Source organism: Vibrio hepatarius (assembly GCF_011806575.1).
Lineage (GTDB): Bacteria > Pseudomonadota > Gammaproteobacteria > Enterobacterales > Vibrionaceae > Vibrio > Vibrio hepatarius_A.
Map to the genome: position 1 here is coordinate 103,085 of NZ_JAATOO010000006.1, position 17,652 is coordinate 120,736.

General features: G+C 44.3%; 12 protein-coding genes. 8 read left to right on the top strand and 4 right to left on the bottom strand.

What is annotated here, in order from left to right; genetic code table 11:
* The first annotated feature begins 340 nt into the window (after positions 1-340).
* From HCZ42_RS06375 to HCZ42_RS06385, 3 genes are all read left to right on the top strand, one after another.
* The gene (locus HCZ42_RS06375) at positions 341-1,471 is read left to right on the top strand and encodes an exonuclease SbcCD subunit D (protein WP_167419899.1); all 1,131 of its coding nucleotides are present in this window, start codon (positions 341-343) and stop codon (positions 1,469-1,471) included.
* Between the two features lie 9 nt (positions 1,472-1,480).
* On the top strand, positions 1,481-4,522 hold the full coding sequence (locus HCZ42_RS06380) for an AAA family ATPase (RefSeq protein ID WP_167419900.1): 3,042 nt from the start codon (positions 1,481-1,483) through the stop codon (positions 4,520-4,522).
* 87 nt (positions 4,523-4,609) lie between these two features.
* On the top strand, positions 4,610-6,691 hold the full coding sequence (locus HCZ42_RS06385) for an ATP-binding response regulator (RefSeq protein WP_254868900.1): 2,082 nt from the start codon (positions 4,610-4,612) through the stop codon (positions 6,689-6,691).
* Between the two features lie 12 nt (positions 6,692-6,703).
* On the opposite strand, the gene HCZ42_RS06390 is transcribed toward HCZ42_RS06385, so the two are convergent.
* The 4 genes from HCZ42_RS06390 to ylqF form a co-directional block, all read right to left on the bottom strand.
* On the bottom strand, positions 6,704-7,672 hold the full coding sequence (locus HCZ42_RS06390) for a TDT family transporter (protein WP_167419901.1): 969 nt from the start codon (positions 7,670-7,672) through the stop codon (positions 6,704-6,706).
* Between the two features lie 114 nt (positions 7,673-7,786).
* On the bottom strand, positions 7,787-9,187 hold the full coding sequence (gene clcA, locus HCZ42_RS06395; RefSeq protein ID WP_167419902.1) for a H(+)/Cl(-) exchange transporter ClcA: 1,401 nt from the start codon (positions 9,185-9,187) through the stop codon (positions 7,787-7,789).
* Between the two features lie 419 nt (positions 9,188-9,606).
* On the bottom strand, positions 9,607-10,584 hold the full coding sequence (locus HCZ42_RS06400) for a CobW family GTP-binding protein (RefSeq protein ID WP_167419903.1): 978 nt from the start codon (positions 10,582-10,584) through the stop codon (positions 9,607-9,609).
* 113 nt (positions 10,585-10,697) lie between these two features.
* Positions 10,698-11,642, bottom strand: coding sequence for a ribosome biogenesis GTPase YlqF (ylqF, locus tag HCZ42_RS06405; protein ID WP_167419904.1), 945 nt, complete (start codon positions 11,640-11,642; stop codon positions 10,698-10,700).
* Positions 11,643-12,418: 776 nt separating this feature from the next.
* Here ylqF and tssB point away from each other — a divergent pair.
* Genes tssB through tssG form a run of 5 tightly spaced genes read left to right on the top strand, consistent with a single transcriptional unit; the run spans position 12,419 to position 17,641 of the window.
* Positions 12,419-12,916, top strand: coding sequence for a type VI secretion system contractile sheath small subunit (gene tssB / locus HCZ42_RS06410; RefSeq protein WP_167419905.1), 498 nt, complete (start codon positions 12,419-12,421; stop codon positions 12,914-12,916).
* A gap of 60 nt (positions 12,917-12,976) precedes the next feature.
* Entirely contained in the window at positions 12,977-14,455 is a 1,479-nt protein-coding gene (gene tssC, locus HCZ42_RS06415) for a type VI secretion system contractile sheath large subunit (RefSeq protein ID WP_167419906.1), read from the top strand.
* Positions 14,455-14,895, top strand: coding sequence for a type VI secretion system baseplate subunit TssE (gene tssE, locus HCZ42_RS06420; protein ID WP_167419907.1), 441 nt, complete (start codon positions 14,455-14,457; stop codon positions 14,893-14,895). Before tssC ends, tssE begins: the two co-directional genes overlap by 1 nt.
* Complete coding sequence (tssF, locus tag HCZ42_RS06425; protein WP_167419908.1) at positions 14,895-16,658, top strand: type VI secretion system baseplate subunit TssF; 1,764 nt, start codon at positions 14,895-14,897, stop codon at positions 16,656-16,658. The genes tssE and tssF overlap by 1 nt, the downstream gene beginning before the upstream one ends.
* Positions 16,622-17,641: a type VI secretion system baseplate subunit TssG gene (tssG, locus tag HCZ42_RS06430; protein WP_175579415.1), complete on the top strand. Its 1,020-nt coding sequence runs from the start codon at positions 16,622-16,624 to the stop codon at positions 17,639-17,641. Before tssF ends, tssG begins: the two co-directional genes overlap by 37 nt.
* The last annotated feature ends 11 nt before the right edge of the window (positions 17,642-17,652 follow it).

The following is a 17,652-nucleotide window of genomic DNA, read 5'->3' on the forward strand; positions in this document are numbered from 1 at the left end:
AAGATTGAGAGCCAAACTCGAGTAGTGGTATTCATCAGAATGTTGTATCTGGAGTGTAACTGCCAAAAAGAACAAATATTCATCAATTGATCACATAAATAGTATTTGTTTATATGAATAATTATTTGAAAAATATGCGGTTTTTGCATATTTAATGAGCTGGATTTAGATTTTTAAATTGAAGAGGGATCGTCTGTTTTCAGCAAAATTTAATCGCCGATGACAGTAACAATTTCACAGCATGAATTCCGCTTGATTGACTCATCTAATTTATCAGTGCGATCGCAGGTAATGAGGTTTATCATAGTCAATCTAAAGATAATAAAAACATAGGGCTTACATGAAGTTTCTCCACACCTCTGATTGGCATTTAGGGCGCCAGTTTCACAATGTTTCTCTCCTCGACGATCAAAAAGCAGTACTTGAACAAATCATTGGTTACTTAGAAACCAACCCAGTCGATGCTTTGGTTATCGCTGGTGATGTCTACGATCGTTCGGTGCCGCCGACTGCGGCTATAGAGGTGATGAACCAGTTTGTGAACCGTGTCTGCGGTGAGTTGAAACTTCCTATCATCTTGATTCCTGGTAACCACGATGGCGCTCAACGTTTGGGTTTTGGTTCTGGACGAATGCGCGATTCGGGTTTGCATATTCTTTCGAGTTTTGAAGATATGTTGAACCCGGTGGTGATTGATTCACAGACCGGCCCAGTGGCGTTTTATGGCATGCCTTATAACGATCCAGAAGTTGTTCGCCATCACTTTAAACAGTCGGTAACTAGCCATGATGAAGCACACCAGTTTTTGTCTCATCAGATTCGTGAATGCTTCACCCCTGAGCACAGAAACGTATTGGTTAGCCATTGTTTTGTAGATGGGGCAATGGCGTCAGACTCCGAACGTCCGCTTTCTATCGGCGGATCTGACCGAGTGAGCCACGAACACTTTGTCGACTTCGATTATGTGGCATTGGGGCACTTGCACCAACCACAGAAAAAAGGTGAAGACTATATTCGTTACTCGGGTTCGCTGATGAAGTATAGCTTCTCGGAGCAACATCAAAAGAAAGGCATGACACTGGTTGAGTTAGACGAAAATGGATTCAAGTCTGCTACGCACATTGATTTAACTGCCCCTCATGAAATGCGAATCATTGAAGGTGAAATGCAGGCAATTATTGAAGCCGCTAAGACCGACCCAAAGCCGGATGACTATTTGTTGGTTCGCTTACTCGACAATCACGCGATCTTAAATCCTATGGAGAAGCTCCGTGCTGTATATCCGAATGTGCTGCATCTTGAAAAGCCAGGCATGCTGGTGGGCGTGGAGCAACAAATGTCTCAGGCCAAGCTGGCGCGTAGCGAAATGGATATGTTTAAGGATTTCTTCTTTGAAGCGCAAAACGGCGAGTTGAGTGATGAACAAGAAACCGCGTTAAAACAAATCATCTCTCAGTTGAACCAGCAATAAGGACCCGTGATGAAACCTTTGAAACTGACCATGCAAGCGTTCGGCCCTTTTGCTACGCGAGAAGTGATCGACTTTACCAAGTTGGGTAGTAATCCACTGTTCTTAATTAACGGACCAACAGGTTCGGGTAAAACCTCGATTTTAGATGCGATTTGTTTTGCTCTGTATGGTGAAACGACCAGCAACGAGCGTTTGGGGATGCAAATGCGCTGTGATTTGGCGGCGTTAGACCTAGCGACAGAAGTCGAATTTGAGTTCTCGCTACATGAGAAAGTTTATCGAGTGGTTCGCTCTCCCGAGCAACAAGCGCCAAAAGCCCGGGGCGAGGGCACGACAACACGTAAACACACTGCAGTTTTATACCTGCTAGGTGAAGAAGACACTCTTATCACCAACAAAACAGCTCAGGTCAAAACAGAAGTGGCCAATATCATCGGCCTAAACGAAACTCAATTTCGTCAGGTGATGGTACTGCCACAAGGTAAGTTTCGCGAGCTATTGCTGGCGAGTTCGAAAGACCGTGAAGAGATCTTTGGTCAACTATTTCAAACTGATATCTACAAAAAAATCGAATATGCTCTAAAAGATAAGGCAAGTGCGATTAGCAAAGCCAAGGATGAGTTCGACAATCAGATTCGCGGCGCGTTGCAAGTCGCTGAAGTGAGTAGCGAGGATGAGCTCAAGCAACAGCAAGAAATCCAAGCCGATGCTCTCAAGCAAGTCACTGAGCTTGAGCAAAAGGCGTTGAACGAACTCAACCAGAAAAAAGAACAGTTACAAAAGGCACAATCGATCGTCGCTCAATTTGATAAGCTGGCAAGCGCCGACAAAGCGCTTGCTGCGCATTTAGAGTTGGCAGAGCAGGTTAAATCGACTGAGCACCAACTTAACGTCGCACACAGTGCCTATAAGTTGAATCTTCCCTATTCGAATTGGCAAAACGCGCGTAAGCAATCATTGCAGCTAGAAAGCCAAATAAACCAGCTAAGCGAAGACGTAGTGAAGTCTGCAGAAGAGCTAAAGCAGCAATCACTGCTGGTTGTTCAAGCGGAAGAGCAGGCGAAGACAATACCATTGTTAACTGAGCAGCAGTTCCAGTTAGAAACGATTAAAGCCAAACTGTTGGATAAAGCTGAGCTAGAAGGGCAGTTGACTCAGACGACACAACTTAAGGCTCAGCAAGATGATACCTTAGCAAAGTACATCACGCATAAAGAAAAGCTGCTTGCTGAAGCGCAACATGGGTTACAAGAACTAGAAAAGCTCAAGCTACAAGTCAACGAAAAGCCAGCCCTAGAGGCCGAACTATCGCATCTTCAGCGCTTAAGTGCCGACTTGAGCAAACTGGCACGACTGCGTAGCGAACATCAGAGCCAGTTAAATCAGGTAATGCCAATTCAGCAGCAACTTGAGGCGGCCAAGGCTGACTTTGATGATAAACAGAAACAAGCGGACCAGTTAGAAATGAACTGGCACAGTGCGCAAGCAGCCGTGTTAGCGAAGAAGCTCAGTCAAGGGGAACCATGTCCGGTCTGTGGTAGCGTTGAACATCCGAATCCTGCCGCGTTCACAACGCAAGAAGTTACCAAAGCAGACGTGGACCAAGCTCGTTCACTTGAGAGAAATGCACTAAACCAGTTTAACCAACTGAACTCAACACTAGACCAGCAGCAGGCTCAAGTTAGACATACTCACAGCCAAATAGACGAGCTAGTTGCAGATCTTGGTATAAACGCGTCGCAAGATGTGTCTGAACTGCAACAACGCCTGATGACAGTCACTCATCAACTTGAGCAGATTGCGAAGATTGATGTAGCTAAGTCAGAACAAGCCGTACAAGAGCTGAATCAACGCAGTGAAAATGGTGAGGCGAAAATTGTCGAGTTGCGTCAGCACATCGCGGCGACAGAATCACAGCTTAAGGACATCAGTGCTCGGTTGGATAAATTGTCTGCGGGCATTGATGCAAAATACCCAAATGTCGAATCGGTTAATCTGGCCTTGCTGGATACTAGACAACAAATTGAAACGCATAGTAAGCAGTTTGAAAATGCCAAGCAACAACATCAGACACTAAGCATCCACTATTCGGCTCTGGAAAGTAAGCTCAAGACACTCCAAGAATCAATGCAAGCTGCACAAGCTGATTTAGAACGTGCAGAACAAGCTTGGACTGACGCACTTGCAGCAACCTCTTTTAACGATGAACAGCAGTATTTATCGAGTTGTGCGAGCGAAGAGCAAGTGGAGCAATGGCAGTGCGAGGTCAATGATTACCAGCAAACACGCATCAAACTCGAGCAGACTTTAGTCGACCTGAAACAAACGTTGGTAGAGCAAACATGTCCTGAGTTGTCTGTGTTTGAACAAGCGGTTCAAGATGCACAACAAGCCTATCTTGTGGCGAGAAATTCGCTAGATACCACCCGTTCGTCGTATGAACGGTTGAATAAAGTGGCACAAGATATCGCCAAACTTCATCAACAAAACACCAAGCTAGAGCAAGAATATAAAGTCTTCGGCACTTTGTATGACGTCGCAAGCGGTAAGACGGGTAGCCGCGTGAGTCTACACCGATTTGTGCTTGGTGTGTTGCTTGATGATGTCTTGATCCAGGCGTCTCAGCGTCTGAACATCATGAGTAAAGGGCGCTACATTTTGATGCGCAAGACAGATGGTTTCAAAGGCGCGGCAGGCCGTGGCTTAGATCTTATTGTTGAAGACAGTTACACAGGCAAAACACGTGACGTAGCGACGCTATCCGGTGGGGAGTCTTTCATGGCGGCGCTGTCACTCGCATTGGGGCTGTCTGACGTTGTTCAATCTTACAGCGGTGGTGTGCGTTTAGAGACGTTATTTATCGATGAAGGTTTTGGCAGCCTAGACCCTGAATCTTTAGATCTGGCGATCCAGACGCTTATCGATTTGCAACAAATGGGGCGTACCATTGGTTTGATTTCGCACGTATCTGAACTTAAAGAACAGATGTCGCTGCGTATTGACGTAGAGTCAACCAAACTAGGCAGTTCAGTAAATGTGATCGCGGCTTAGTGTTAAGTTAGACAGTGGCCAGATTGTCACCTATATGTTAGGGACAATTTGGCTAAAACAAACTCATTAGAAAGAAGATAATAACAATTGAGTAAGTTGGTATCTGGAATCGGAATCGAAGCGGTGAGTGGCGCAACTACAGGCGCTATTCGTAAGGTGTATCAATATGCGGAACCCAATCTCACCATTGTGGGATGGTTTGGTGCGATTGGATATCCTGCCTATTACTATATTTGGAGCTATTTGTACCCTCAACCTTACGAGAGTGCATTGTTACGTACGTTTTGCACTTTACTATTTACGGTTATTCTGGTCAGAAACTACTTGCCTGCCTTTTTGCGCCGACTAATGCCGCAATTTTATCTGGTAATTTTGAGTATATGTTTACCATTTTTCTTTAGCTTTATGATGTTCAAAAATGGCTGGAATACCGTGTGGGTGATGTCATTTCTAGGCTCTATTTTCTTGCATATCCTTTTGGTGCACCAAACTCGGATCGTATTGTTGCAAGCGACTGGGGCTATCTTGGTCGCAGGAATCGCTGTGTATGGTTTCAACTTACAACAATTAGCCAATGAGATTGTTTGGCCTTATGTGCCAATCTTTTTGTTTACCTATGTGTTTGGCAATATGTTCTACTTTAGAAACCAAACCGAGCACGAGAGCAAAGTGTCCTTTGCGAAGTCATTTGGTGCAGGTATTGCCCATGAAATGCGGAATCCACTCAGTGCGCTGAAGTCTTCGGTTGAAGTTATCAACTCTATATTGATGAGAAAGCCGGAAGGAGCCCAACTGACTGCTGATGAGTTGAAGACGATTCATGAAGTCCTGAGTGATGCGAATAGTGTGATTGACAATGGTAATGAAGCAATAGACTTGCTGCTTACTTCAATTGACGAAAACCGCGTCTCGCCAACTTCATTTAAAAAGCAGTCAATAAAATCGGTTATAGAAAGTGCACTGTCAAGTTTTGCATTTAAGAGTAAAGAAGATAAACAAGCGATAGTTGTTAACGGCGCTGAAGATTTCGCGTTCTTTGGTAGTGATACTTTGGCGAAATATGTGCTGTTTAACCTGCTTAAAAACTCGTTTTACTACCAAGAAGGTAACGATTTTAAGATCGAAATACGCTTGAAAAAAGACGTTCGTTGCAACCACCTCATTTTTACTGACAACGGTGCGGGTATCCCACCTGATGTCATTAAACACGTTTTTCAAGACTTCTACACCTATGGTAAAAGTCGCAGCTATGGACTTGGCTTGCCATTTTGCAGAAAGGTGATGAAATCGTTGGGGGGACGAATTATTTGCCGTTCTGAGTTGGGGTGTTGGACCGAGTTTACTCTCAGTTTCCCATTATACGAATCTGATGCAGTTGACCGTATCAAGATGGATCTAATGAAGTCAAAATCAGTACTTTATGTCGGTAACACTGGCCGAGTATCGCGTATGTTCAATGAACACGCTTTTTACAAAGGCTTCCGACTAGTAAACGTCGATATTGCTACCGCGTTGGCGTGTGAAGAGTATGAATTTGAATATGACCTTATTTTGGTCGATCTAGAGCCATCTCAAATAAGTGAGTGTGAGTTCAAAGCGCTAGAGAGTAAGTTGCACTTTACTGAGGGACGATTAATTTTCCTTGGTGAGTCGGGTAAAGCATCTTATTTTGTTGAACAAACGTCGTTAGCGGCGTACCCACTTGATAAGAACACATTACTGCGAGACTTTGGCATTGTATTGGACCAACTCTTTTTTGAATCTCCCCAAACTAAGGAAGAGTCGATAATCAAACCGCTTGAATGTAAAAAGACAATCGTGATTGCGGACGATAACCACTCAGTAAGAAGCTACACTTCGTTGATACTAGAGCAGCAGGGCTTTGACGTGATACAAGCACAAGATGGACGACAAGTGCTGGAAACATTAGAACAACAGCCCGTCGATCTGATCCTTATGGATATTGAAATGCCGGGTTTGAATGGCTTTGAAGCTGCCAATGCGATTCGCAACTCGACGGGCAATTATTCACGTGTGCCGATTTTGGCGCATACAGGGAATTCTTCAGACGTGGCAGTTAGCCAGATTTACCAAGCAGGGATGGATGGGTACGTTATCAAACCCGCAGGGAAAGATGTCTTGCTGGGCAAAATAGCCGATTGGCTATAAAGCGTTCTCCGCTTAGCTTTGATTGGTTTGTTCTGAGGTGAAAAACTCAGGCCAATACATTTTTACGTAACCAACCGATACCCAAATGACCAAGGCTGTTGCCACCGTCAGCTCAAACAAACCGAACTTATGTAACCAACTCCAACGCGGATAGTTTTCTGCAAAGAAGCTAGTGAGTCGGAACATGGCGATCGCGCTTATCACGGAAGGAAAGGTAACGGCAGCAATCGATGGTTGGAACTTCAATCGCAATAAACGGAAGTAACACAAATAGATTAGCAATGTCATTGTGATAGCGATTCCCGCCAATGCGCCAGTTAGTATCGGATCAGGCTCAGCAAAGTTAACCAAGTAAGTGGCTAGTGTCAGGTTGATTGGCGCAGCCATAATCGCCAGTGTCGGGCGTGCTCTGCGAGGCAAGGTTCCTTCAAATACAAGGCGGTACAAAACCAGCGGTAGCATGAAGAAATAGATGGTAATACAGGTATTGACTAAGGTTTCTGATAGAACAGTATGGCCAAATTGACTCCCCGCTAATGAGCTACTGATCACCCCAACGGGATAAAGAAACCAGCTAGGCACTATATTGGAAATTTTGAAGTTGGTTAGTTGGAAACCGAAAAACAACACCATCATGGTTAGATGGAGCAGCAACGACGCAAACCAAAGCGGATAAGCGATGATCGGTGATATTACCGCTAGGTAGTCACACAAAATCAACAGCGCCATGCTCATCGGCGCCATTAGACTACCACTTAGCGGATGGCGAATGTCGTTGATAAAGGTCTTGAAGTTAGACAAGTACTTAACCAAAACTGGGAACAGCAATATCGCGCCAAAACCAGCAAGAAAGGGCCTGATATGTACGCCAATCTCAGGTACATAAAGAGCCCATGCCTGGCTCAAACCGATTACGCCAAGTGCCAACGCTGCCTGTGACGGTGGTACACTTTGAAACTGCGTGAAACGTTTCCAGTTCACAAATCTATCCCTAGAGTGCTATGAGTAAATGCTCTAAAAATAGAGAGTGCAGAGCATTAAACCGATAAAAATCTGGCGGTGATGATATCAAGCCAAACGGTTGCTACGCAATTGTCATTTCGTCTCGTTGGGGAGGTCAATCTGTCTTAACTTCTCATTTTTCAAAGTTCTATGTAATAGTTGGCTGTAGATAGGTTGGCCGCCGAGCATTTGCGCGAACACAACCGCGCCGAGGCTGGTGATGATTAATGGTAGGATTAAGTAGTAGTTATTGGTCATCTCAATGACAAGTAATATCCCCGTGATCGGTGCGCGAACTGTGGCGGCGAAAAGCGCACCCATACCAGCGATGGCAAACATGCCCGGATCGATATCCAGTTCAGGTAGTAAGCCTTTGGCGATTAATCCAAACGCGTAACCAAATAGCGTCCCTAGTGCGAGCATCGGAGCAAAAATGCCGCCCGGCGCGCCAGAACCGAAACAGATCAATGTCGTAGCGATGCGTGCAACGAAGAGCAACAACAGGAACGTAGCGGAATAACCACCATTCGTAATGTTTGGGATTAACCCGATACCACCACCGGTAACTTCCGGTAAATACAGCAACGTAATACCAAAACAACCACCAATTAAACTACCAGTAATAAGGTAGCGTTTTCTATCATGTCGGTGGATACGGACAAACCAATCTTGCGATAGAGTGACGAGGCGATTAAAAACCACGCCAAATATGCCAAACATGATGCCTAGTAATAGGAATAACCATAACGCTGGTAATTCTGGTGGCTGGTATTGAGGCATGGTAATGATGGCACTCTGTCCGTTGATGTAACGGAAAACGATATTGGCCGATACTGCCGAAATGACCACAGCTTTAATAGAGATAAGCGAATAGCGAAACTGTGGGCGCATTTCTTCGACGACAAACATAATACCGGCGAGTGGTGCATTGAACGCTGCGGCTAATCCACCTGCAGCACCGGAAGCAAGTAACGAGTGTTTGGTGTCGTCATTTTTAACCCGAAATATGTCGGTGACCATCCGACCAATCGCGCCACCCATTTGCACGGTTGGGCCTTCTCGACCAAGTACCATACCGGAGCCCAGTGCACCCATCCCGCCAAAAAACTTAACTGGCAAGACACGCCACCACCGAACGGGACGAATGCCGTCCATGGCGCCTTCAATTTCTGGAATACCAGAACCGGCAGCTTCTGGAGCGAATCGATGAACGAGATAATAGCCAATGAATGCGAGCGCGGCACTAATCAAAAATGCCGCCAGCCAGAGCGGTAAAACCCTTGATATGGCTTCTTTGAGCCAGTCAGTGCGCTGCTCAGAAACAAAGTGAACTGCGAGCTCAAACATTGTACCGACAAAACCAGCAAGAATCCCCACAACAAGGGAGAGAACAAGAACCGAAAGTGGGGTTTTATCTTTAGAGAGAAATTGATTAATGACATCCTTAGGCATAGTAGCGATAAGGGACTGCTTAATTCTCTCTCTCTTGGTCATAGAAAAAAATGCCTCGTTTGTTGAGCTAGTGGGATGAGATGCCCCACGAATTATACGCTCGTGCTTGATTAACCATAGCGACAAGAATGCAATATTGAATTTCAGAATTGATGGAATGAATTGTTATAGCGAAGAAGTGGTAAAAAATCGAGATGAACATCACAATATCGCTTACTTTAGCCACATGCTCTCCTTGCATAATTCGCGATTTGGGCCATAGTTAAGGTGTAAGGCGTTCTGAACCAACCCGCATGGAGGAATTGCTGCCTTACCTACAATTTGGATGGATTCAAACAAGCTATTTCAAGTCCTCGTTTATAGTCAGGCGACGATATAGATGACCTGATTCGCAGACTCACGATTGAGTAACGAGGGATAGGGCGCACTTCTAAGGTGCGCCTTTTGTCATTTTGGCAAATCTATTTTAGGTTCGAGATCTTCTTCAGTACGTTTTCTAACTCGTCCCAAGGGAGTAACTGACTGTCTATCACTTCTAAACGGCTTTCAAATCCATCCAAACTCATCTCATTGACTGATACAACACCATTACTCACGTTGAATGCGTAGCAGCCATTAGTCGTATTCATCACGCCTTTTACTCGCTCCGCGGTAATATCGGATAACACTGAAAATAGATCATCAAAATTGAATACGACTTCAGCACCAAAAATCCAACCGCAACTAAAGTAGCCTTGTCCTTTATTCTCTTTGCGCACGAGTTGTTGGTTAGGTGGTAATTGGAATTGCGGTTCCTGCTCTGCATGTTCATGGTGGTGTTCTTCAATATGCCCGGACGGTGACTCATCTCGACGGTGGCTATCAAGCAACTCAATCGGAAAACGGCCTTGTTTAACCAGCTGAGAGAATATTTTTGGAGGGTTTTGATCGGTTACCCAGTCACTGAACACATCAATATCGCTCACATGACACTGGTCGACTTTGTTACCAATGATGATGTCGGAAATAGCCAGTTGGTCGTTAAAGTTCTGGTTCTCAAGATACTTTGGGTTAGAGAGGTTGCGCGGGTCAACCAAACCAATGGTCGCTCTTAGATCGATGTAGTCAGCAAATTGAGCAGAGGTTAATGTCGCCAACACTTTATGAGCGTGGCCAAGCCCAGTGGGCTCAACGATAAGTCTGTCAGGGTTAGTTCGCAGTAGGGCAGTGATCGCAACAGACATCGGTACGCCAGCGGCACAACACATACAGCCCCCCGGTACTTCCTTAATCAGTGCACCTTGGTCTGTCATCATCGCGCCATCGATACCTATTTCACCGAACTCGTTAACTAAAACAGCCCAGTTTTCATTTTCAGGCTTTTCTTTTAGTAGGTTTAAGATAGCGGTGGTTTTCCCTGTTCCTAAAAAACCCGTGATGATGTTGGTAGGCACTCTCATAGATAAAGGTCTCGTTGTGATTTTCCTAGCGTTACTATAGCAAAAGTCATTGATATACGGCAGATAAAGAAAAGGGCAACATTACGTTGCCCTTGTCATTTTTTGTTTGAGAATTAACGCTTGTTTTTGAGGTAACGCTTTCGACGCTCTTCTTTCTTCTTAGCTTTCTCTTCAGCCTTGCGAGCTGACTCTATTTCGACTTCGATCAACTCTTGAGTGATCATTTCTGGTCGTTCTAGAGTAAGTTGTCCCAAGGTGCCATTGCGTAGCTCGTGCAACAAGATTTCAGAACACTTATGCAGATCGACTCGACCGCCTGAGCGCAAAGCACCGCGACGTCGGCCGATTTCTTCCATTAGCTCAATGTCAGTCTCTGGAAGTTCTTCAATCTGGTAGCGTTCCTTTAAGCGCTCAGGATAGGCTTTGGCAAGGTACTCAACGGTATAGAAGGCAACCTCATCATATTCCATTGCGGTGTCCTTAACAGCACCTGTCGCAGCTAAGCGGAAACCACTATGAGGGTTTTCAACCTTTGGCCACAAAATCCCCGGTGTATCTGAAAGAACAATACCATTTTGCAGGTTGATCCGTTGCTGACGGCGTGTGACGGCAGGTTGGTTACCTGTTTGCGCAATAGTTCGACCGGCTAAGGTATTGATAATGGTTGATTTACCCACGTTTGGAATCCCCATGATCATGGTACGAATGTTCTTACCAATCTCTTCACGATGCGGGGCTAGTTTACGGCACAGTTCGAGGATTTTGTTCACTTCTTGAGGGATGGTGGTGGTAATCGCCATCGCTTTTACATTTTTCTCTTTCTCGAAGTGGTCAATCCAAAGCTGAGTCATCTCAGGGTCGGCTAAATCTCGTTTGTTTAGCACTTTGACGACTGGCTTTTCGCCGCGTAGCTGAGAAATCATCGGATTTTCGCTACTGAAAGGGATACGTGCATCCAGCACTTCAATAATGACATCTACCTGAGGGATGGCTTCTTCGATCTCTTTACGGGCTTTGTGCATATGCCCCGGAAACCATTGAATAGTATTGTTAACCATTTGAAATTTATACCTTAGTCGTAATCTAAGCCTACTTCGCAGTGCTCTATTCTCACATGCAGAGCTTAGATTCTCTTTGGTCAATTAGAATAACGGGTATTGTACTTGAGATTTGAGATGGTATCCATCATCGCCCTTTCGGCCTGTTTAGCAAGCAACAAAGCGCGTTGTGACTACGTATGGTATGAGTCAAATATACCAATAGAAGAAGCGTTGTATGCTTATGTATTGTAAGTAAAAGTATCTTAAATTATCCGTATTTTTCTATATCTATTTTAATTGAAAATACTAGATGGAGGTTTGATTAGTATTTAATGATTAATTTAATTCTAAATATGAATGAAATATATATTTCATTCATAAGAAAGTGGGATTCATAAACGATTGTAATGAGAGGTTCTTATATTTTTAACTAGTCCTTTAGTTTTATAAATCATTATTTACTAATTTGTAAATAATATCTGTTTATCAATTTGTCATTTATTTCTTTCATTTCTGGGCAGAGTGTCCGATCGGGTCTTATTTATAAGACTTGTTGTTAATTTAATAAGTAATAAGTAATCCATTTCATTATTTTTTTGGAATAAAGCTCTAATTAATAACCCTCATTTTTACTTAAAAAATAAGTGTGTTGTGGAATAATCGCCGGGTGTTTTTTTGTTTAACGTTGGAAGGCTCAGAACTCAGAGTTTTCACATAGGTTTAGTGAAATATATGGCTTTAACAATTTTAGCTCGGTTTCTGAGCAATATTGTGTCGCCAAAAGAGAGTATTGTATGACTAAGAATGGAAGTGTAGCTCCAAAAGAAAGAATCAATATTAAGTATATTCCTGCTACAGGGGATGCTCAGGCTGAAGTTGAATTACCACTGAAAACATTGGTAGTTGGTGACTTTAAAGGCCATCCAGAAGAGGCACCTTTGGAAGAGCGCAAGCCAGTTAGTATTGATAAAAACAACTTTGAATCGGTTATGAAAGAGAGCAAGTTAACTCTTTCTACTTCCGTATCAAATAAACTTGTTGATGAAGAAGATGCGGATTTGCCAGTTGAGCTTTCGTTTGAATCGCTTGCCGATTTCTCACCGGATTCGATCGTCAAACAAATTCCAGAACTAAACAAATTAATTGAGTTGCGTGAAGCACTATTAGCATTAAAAGGTCCTTTAGGTAACGTTCCTGCATTTCGTTCTCGACTACAAGAATTACTTGCTTCAGATGAATCGAGAGAAAAGCTTTTGTCAGAGTTAAATCTTGTCGCTCCTGAAAAAGAATGATGAGAACAACGCAAGGCATTATTAAATCAAGTGATAAATAGGAACGAAAGGATTACTCCAATGGCAACGAATGAAGCGATTGCAGACAAACCGCAGGAACAACAAACTGGTAACCTGCTTGATGAAATTATGGCTCAAACGCGCCTAACACCGAATGAAGAAGCATACGATATTGCGAAAAAAGGTGTTGCAGCGTTTATTGAAAACCTCGTGGGTTCAGACCGTACAGAACAGCCTGTAAACAAGGCACTTGTTGATCAAATGCTCGTTGAGCTAGATCGAAAAATTGGTGCTCAGGTGGATGAAGTTCTTCACAATGAATCATTCCAAAACCTCGAGTCTTCATGGAGAGGCTTAAAGCTTCTTGTTGACCGCACCGATTTTGGTGAGAACAACAAAATTGATGTGTTGCACGTAACGAAAGAAGAACTTCTGGATGATTTCGAGTTCGCTCCAGAAACTACTCAATCTGGTCTATACAAACACGTTTACTCTTCTGGCTACGGTCAATTTGGTGGTGAACCAACTGGTGTAATCATCGGTAACTATAGCTTCACTCCTTCTACACCAGATATGAAGTTACTCCAGTACATGGGGGCACTAGGTGCGATGGCACATGCGCCATTCATCTCAAGTGTTGGACCTCAATTCTTTGGTATTGATTCTTTTGAAGAGCTACCAAATCAAAAAGACCTTAAGTCAACGTTTGAAGGCCCTAAATACACCAAGTGGCGTTCACTACGTGAGTCAGAAGATGCACGTTACATCGGTTTGACCGCTCCACGTTTCTTACTTCGTACACCATATGACCCAACCGAGAACCCGGTTAAATCGTTCTCTTACAGCGAAAACGTTAGTGGTTCACATGAAAGTTACCTTTGGGGTAACACTGCGTTTGCATTTGCTACGCGTTTGACCGACAGCTTTGCTAAATACCGCTGGTGTCCAAACATCATTGGTCCACAAAGCGGTGGTGCAGTTGAAGATCTTCCGGTTCATGTTTATGAATCGATGGGCGCTCTACAGTCTAAGATTCCAACTGAAGTACTGGTAACAGACCGTAAAGAATTCGAACTAGCAGAAGAAGGCTTCATTGCGCTGACAATGCGTAAAGGCAGTGACAATGCATCGTTCTTCTCTGCGAACTCAATTCAAAAGCCGAAGATTTTCCCGAATACCAAGGAAGGCAAAGAAGCCGAAACCAACTACAAGTTGGGTACACAGCTGCCTTACATGATGATCATCAACCGCTTGGCGCACTACATCAAAGTGCTGCAACGTGAGCAAATTGGTGCTTGGAAAGAGCGCCAAGACCTTGAACGTGAACTGAATGGTTGGATTCGTCAGTATGTTGCTGACCAAGAGAACCCGCCAGCGGACGTACGTAGCCGCCGTCCATTACGCGCTGCAAGCATTGAAGTTCATGATGTACAGGGTGAGCCAGGTTGGTATCAAGTATCTCTGTCGGTCCGCCCACACTTTAAGTACATGGGTGCGAACTTCGAACTGTCTCTTGTAGGCCGATTGGATCAGGCTTAATGAGCTACATAGAACCAGAAGAAAGCGTTTTTGGCGTTAGTCTCTTCGAACGTTTAGAGGCTGACTCCAAACCCATTTCTTTATCTCAAGGCCCAGAAAGCTCTGAGGTGCTGCGTTCTATTAAGAGAAATGTGTCAAACATTCTCAATACCCGAGTAGGAGAGTCTTTGAGCTCTCCTACACTTGGGCTGGTCGATTTTAATGACGCGACGGCAGCAACTCTGGATCTCTCTATTCGCATAAAGCTCTCAATCAAACGTTGTTTGGAGGAATTTGAACCACGGTTAACCAATGTCAATGTCCTAGTGATTAAGGACGAAGCTGAACCATTGAATCTGCGTTTTAGTGTAGCCGCGATCGTGAATACATCAGCAATCCATGAAAAAGTAAAAATCGATTTACTTCTTGATAATAATAGAAAATACCGAGTAATAACTTAGTGGCACAAGACAAATATTTTCGAGACGAACTGGCTTTTCTCAAAGAACAAGGAAAGCAGTTTTCCGAAGTTTATCCTCAACTTTCCCGTTTTCTTAACGGTAGAAATACCGATCCTGACGTTGAACGCTTGCTTGAAGGGTTTGCGTTTCTAACTGGCAAGCTGCGCGAGAAAGTTGAAGATGAATTTCCTGAGCTAACACACTCGATTATTAACATGCTTTGGCCGAACTATCTTCGCCCAATCCCGAGTTTGAGCATCTTACGGTTTCATCCAAAAAACAACTTTCACACTCGTCAGGTTATTCCGCAGTCGACTCAAGTAGACTCGAAACCTGTATTTGGAACCGCCTGTCATTTTAATACTTGCCGTGAGGTAGAAATCTACCCAATTGAATGCGAAAGAGTTCAAGCCATTCACTCGAAAGACACCAGTAAGGTGATCCTCGAGCTCTCAATGCTTAATCCAGATGAGTTAGTTAAATCGATCGGTTTAGAATCGCTGCGTTTCTATTTAGGTGGTGATACTTACAGTGCGCAGAGTTTATATCTTTGGTTGGGGCATTACCTTGAATCTATCGACGTTGAGTTCGAAGGTGGCAAAGTTACTGTACCTAAAGATGTTTTTGACGTAGTGGGCTTCGATAATGATGGGCTCTTACCGTATCCAAAAAACGTTTATCAAGGCTATCGTATTTTCCAAGAGTACCTCGCGTTTCCAGAGGCATTTCACTTTTTCGACTTAAAGAAAATTGGCCAATATATCCCTGGGCATGTGAAAGGAAGCTTTAAAATATGCTTCAACTTTTCTCAGACGTTACCGACCAGCGCGCAGATAACCAATGACAGTTTCATTCTCTATGCGACACCGATTGTTAATTTGTTCCAGCACGATGCAGATCCGATTGATTTAACCGGCAGACAAACAGAGTACCGTGTTAAGCCATCAAGTCGCTATCCAAGTCATTATGAGATCTTTAGCGTTAATCATGTCGAGGGTTGGCAGGATACATCGGATGGTCGAGTTCGCGGGCAACGACGTGTATATACCCCGTTTGAGAGTTTCAAGCATGAAATAGAACTATCTCGCAATCGCCTCGCGTTGTATTACCGAGTTCGCGTGAAAGACAGTATCCGCAAAGATGGTTTTGACCACTACATTTCGTTCGTGCGCGGCGATGAAACAAGCAGTTATGCGAAAGACGAAGCGGTAACACTTGAGCTGACATGTACCAACAGACAACTTCCAGCGGAGCTAGGCGTAGGTGATGTGTGTATTAGCACAGATACCTCTCCGCCGTTTGCTGATTTCGGCAATATTACCATCCCAACTCAAACATTGAGACCAGTATTAGATGGCAGCCTGCTATGGACATTAATCTCCAATCTATCACTCAATTATTTGTCGCTTTTGGATAAGCAGGCGCTTAGCTCGGTGTTAAGGGCTTACGACTTCCGAGCACTGGTGGATCAGCGTGCTGCACGTATTTCACGTCAGAGAATGGAAGGTATCGTCGATATTCAAACTCAGCCATTAGACAAGCTGATAAGAGGCATGCCTGTCCGTGGACTGATTTCGAAAATTACCATGGACCCGAATGCATTCGGTTCAGAAGGCGATCTTTACTTGTTTGGCACCGTACTCAGCCAGTTTTTTGCCTTATACGCCAGCATAAACTCGTTCCATGAATTAGTGGTAGTAAACGCGGAAAGTCGAGAGGAATACCGCTGGGGTACGCAACACGGAATGCAGCCACTGATATGAGATCAACTGCCTTAGAACCGTTACCAAACAACGTTGCGGACCTCGATGTAAAGAGTTTTAACTTCTACCAGTTGGTTGAGTTGCTTTTGACGTTAAATGAACTCGACCCTGAAGATGATGATTGGGAACGCCAATGTGAGCTGATGTTCAAGTCCAATCCTAGCTTGGGGTTTTCTACGTCTGATATCTCTGGATTAACGCAGCACTCTGCGGGGCGGATGGAACTAGAGACGACGTTTTTTGGTTTAACCGGAGCACAATCGCCGCTACCTGGGTATCTACTTGAACACATTACAACGGAAGGTGAACTCGGACTGCGTGGGTTGTTTCTCGATTTTTTCAACAACCATCTAATCACGCTCGTTTATCGAGTGTGGCGTAAGTACAGGTATTACATTCGTTTCCAAGAGGGCGCGAGCGACAAGTTTTCTGCGCAGTTGTTTGCTTTGGTGGGGCTTGCTGACCCGGACATGCGCGGTGAGACCCCAATTAACTGGTGCAAGATGTTGTCTTACGCCGGAATGTTGGCTGGTCGAAGTCGTTCTCCCCAAGTGGTGTCAGGCATTATCGCGCACTGCTTTGACATCGAAGACGTTGAAATTCGTCAGTGGGTGACAAGACGTGTCGATATTAGCCGCGATCAGCAAATGAAGCTAGGCGCTGCAAATATGTGCTTGGGTGAAAACACCGTGATTGGTGAAAAAGTTACAGAGTGTAATGGCAAATTCACCTTGGTGTTAAGAGGACTAAGTCAGCAGCGATACCGAGACTTTTTACCCACGGGAAAAGAGTACTTACCGCTGTGCAAACTTGTTGAGTTTGTGCTTCGCGAACAAATGGCTTACGACCTAGAGCTGCACTTAAAAGAAGGGGAAACCTCTTCATTAATGCTAGACAGAAATAAAGCCACACCACTGGGTTGGTCAACCTTTCTTGGCGAAGGTGATGGCCAACAAAGTGTCACGATTCAAGTGCGCCAATAGAGGGAAATGGA